The organism is Pseudomonas sp. NDM (assembly GCF_003105095.1).
Taxonomy (GTDB): Bacteria; Pseudomonadota; Gammaproteobacteria; order Pseudomonadales; family Pseudomonadaceae; genus Aquipseudomonas; species Aquipseudomonas moraviensis_A.
Map to the genome: position 1 here is coordinate 1 of NZ_QETJ01000280.1, position 3,033 is coordinate 3,033.

General features: G+C 52.7%; 4 protein-coding genes and 3 tRNA genes. All 7 read left to right on the forward strand.

The annotated features are described in order from the left end of the window. The first annotated feature begins 208 nt into the window (after window positions 1-208). A complete protein-coding gene (gene birA / locus DCO47_RS26350) occupies window positions 209-1,162 on the forward strand; it encodes a bifunctional biotin--[acetyl-CoA-carboxylase] ligase/biotin operon repressor BirA (protein WP_116659255.1) in 954 nt (317 codons plus the stop codon). Then, the gene (locus tag DCO47_RS26355; protein WP_042610658.1) at window positions 1,152-1,904 is read left to right on the forward strand and encodes a pantothenate kinase; all 753 of its coding nucleotides are present in this window, start codon (window positions 1,152-1,154) and stop codon (window positions 1,902-1,904) included. The genes birA and DCO47_RS26355 overlap by 11 nt, the downstream gene beginning before the upstream one ends. A gap of 7 nt (window positions 1,905-1,911) precedes the next feature. Further along, a complete protein-coding gene (locus tag DCO47_RS26360) occupies window positions 1,912-2,343 on the forward strand; it encodes a hypothetical protein (RefSeq protein WP_042610657.1) in 432 nt (143 codons plus the stop codon). Between the two features lie 142 nt (window positions 2,344-2,485). After that, a tRNA-Tyr gene (locus DCO47_RS26365) sits at window positions 2,486-2,570 on the forward strand. A 25-nt stretch (window positions 2,571-2,595) separates the two neighbouring features. After that, window positions 2,596-2,669 (forward strand) — tRNA-Gly (locus DCO47_RS26370). Window positions 2,670-2,695: 26 nt separating this feature from the next. After that, window positions 2,696-2,771 (forward strand) — tRNA-Thr (locus DCO47_RS26375). 85 nt (window positions 2,772-2,856) lie between these two features. Further along, window positions 2,857-3,033, forward strand: a 177-nt coding sequence (locus tag DCO47_RS26380; RefSeq protein WP_236223339.1) for a GTP-binding protein, incomplete at its 3' end; no start/stop codon positions are given.

Genomic DNA, 3,033 nt, shown 5'->3' on the forward strand with positions numbered 1-3,033 from the left:
CGAACTCAGCAGTGAAACGATGCATCGCCGATGGTAGTGTGGGGTTTCCCCATGTGAGAGTAGGTCATCGTCAAGATTAAATTCCGAAACCCCAATTGCGAAAGCAGTTGGGGTTTTGTTTTGCCTGCGGGAAATGTGTCTGCTTGATTTCTATGCAACGGCACGGGGCATGGCTATCATTCGGGCCTCATTGTGAGGCGAAACCTGCATGTTGACGTTGTTGGATCTTCTGAAGGATGGGCGATTCCATTCCGGACAGGACTTGGGGACCGCCCTGGGAATTAGCCGAAGTGCTGTATGGAAGCAGTTGCAGCAGCTTGAAGCTGAGCTGGGCCTGTTGGTCCATAAAGTCCGCGGTCGCGGATATCAATTGTCGGCGCCTTTAACGCTGCTTGATCCTCTAGAAATAACCAGAAGGGCGCCTCAGTGGCCTGTGACTGTGTTTGATTCTGTCGATTCGACAAATGCCGAAGCTCTGCGCTCCGTTGGTGAAGGCGCTCCTGCGCCATTTCTGGTGCTGGCGGAGCGACAATTGGCAGGGCGTGGTCGTCGTGGTCGTAAGTGGGTGAGCCCATTTGCAGAAAACCTTTACTACAGCCTCGTCCTCCGTATCGATGGGGGCATGCGTCAGCTTGAAGGGTTGAGCCTTGTTGTTGGCTTGGCCGTTATGCAGACCTTGCGAAATACGGGTGTACCGAATGCCGGTTTGAAGTGGCCCAATGATGTTTTGGTGGGCAATAAGAAGATCGCCGGGATTCTACTTGAGCTCGTCGGAGATCCGGCGGATGTCTGTCATGTGGTGCTGGGTATAGGAATCAATGTGAATATGCAGGTTGCTGACGAGGTCGACCAGCAATGGACCTCCATAAGGCTTGAGTCTGGCCGGGCCTGTGATCGCAATGCTTTAGTGATTCAGTTAAGTAATCAACTGAGCGCTTACATTGATAAGCACCAAGCCAATGGCTTCGCTGGTCTGCATGCAGAATGGGCGGAAAACCATCTTTGGCAGGGGCGCACCGTTTCGTTGATTGCTGGTAACAGTCAGGTCGATGGGGTTGTACTCGGCATTGATAGCCAGGGCGGGTTGCGCTTGAACGTAGACGGTGTTGAAAAAGTCTTCAGTGGTGGAGAGCTCAGCCTGAGGTTGCGTGATGATTCTTGAGCTTGACTGCGGCAACAGCTTTATAAAATGGCGCGTCCTGGATGCCGGGGCGAGCGGAGTGGTCTCGGAAGGGGTTGTAGATTCCAATCAAGCTTTAATTGAGAGCCTGCGGATCATAAAGTCGCTCTCATTGCGCAACTGTCGTTTGGTCAGCGTGAGGACTGATGAGGAAACCGGCGCGTTAATCGAGCTTATTGAGCGCGAGTTCGGTATTCCTATCGTGAGTGCGAAACCCGCTCGCGAGATGTCCGGTGTTCGAAACGGCTATGAGGATTATGAGCGTCTAGGCCTTGATCGCTGGCTGGCGATGCTTGGCGGCTTTCACTTGGCTGCCGGGAATGCTTGTCTGGTTCTAGACTTTGGTACGGCCGTCACTGCCGATTTTGTTGCCGCTGATGGTGAGCATCTCGGTGGGTTCATCTGCCCTGGTATGCCATTGATGCGAAACCAGCTGCGCACCCATACGCGCAAAATTCGTTATGGTGATCAGGCGGCTGAGCGGGCCCTTTCCAGTCATGTGCCGGGACGGACCACCGTAGAGGCGGTAGAGCGCGGTTGTTCTCTGATGCTGAGGGGCTTCGTGCTCACTCAATTAGAGCTGGCTCGAGCATATTGGGGCGAAAACTTCATGGTCTTCGTTACGGGAGGAGATGCTGAGTTGGTGGATGGCGTCGTGCCTGAGGCCAAGGTGGTGCCCGACCTGGTTTTTGTCGGCTTGGCCATGGCGTGTCCCTTGTCCTGAGGTTTATATGCGTTGGTTGTTTCTGCTGCTTGTTGTTCTCAATGGTTTTTACTACGTCTGGCATCAGCAGGAAGCGCCCTTGCGAGCCAAGGACGTGACGCCTCTGAATTTGTATCGCGGTTCGCAGCAAGATATTCGTCTGCTGAGCGAAACAGCCGGCGAAGGGCGCAGGGCGGAAGGTGCTGCGCGTCAACAGTGTCTGTTCCTTGGCGGATTTTCTGATGAGGATTCAGTTGCCCAGTTGCAGCAGCGCCTGGTGGCGATGAGAGTCAATATGCAATCCGTGCCGAAAGATGCTGCCGGAAGCGGTTACTGGCTGGCAATTCCACCAGATGGCCAGCGATTGTTGGGCGATCAACAGTTGCAAAACCTTTCCAAGGAATTCAATGAGTTAAAACATAAAATAATGCTGTGCGAAGGGGTTGCACCTGTTCAATAGTTTGCATAGAATGGCGCCCGCTCCACAGCGAACACCTTAATCGGCATTCAGTGTGAAGTGTGTCAACGCAGCTAACCTCAGGTTTTTAAATGAGAAAATGCTTGACAGGGGTTTGGCATGATATAGAATGCCGGCCTGATTAGGAGGGGTTCCCGAGCGGCCAAAGGGATCAGACTGTAAATCTGACGTCTACGACTTCGAAGGTTCGAATCCTTCTCCCTCCACCAGATTTAAGCGTGAGCTGCAGGCTCCGCGGGTATAGTTTAGTGGTAGAACCTCAGCCTTCCAAGCTGATGATGCGGGTTCGATTCCCGCTACCCGCTCCAAGTTTGCAGGTTGTGCAAAGGGTTTTGCTCTTGTAGCTCAGTTGGTAGAGCACACCCTTGGTAAGGGTGAGGTCAGCGGTTCAAATCCGCTCAAGAGCTCCATATAACAAGGCAGATATGAAAATATCTGCCTTTGTTTTAATGGTTGATATTGTTTGTCTAATTTCTTCTGTAGAGGGTGATATCGATGGCTAAGGAAAAATTTGATCGTTCCCTGCCCCACGTCAACGTTGGGACCATTGGTCACGTTGACCACGGTAAAACTACTCTGACTGCTGCTCTGACTCGCGTCTGCTCCGAAGTTTTCGGTTCGGCCGTCGTTGAATTCGACAAGATCGACAGCGCACCAGAAGAAAAAGCTCGC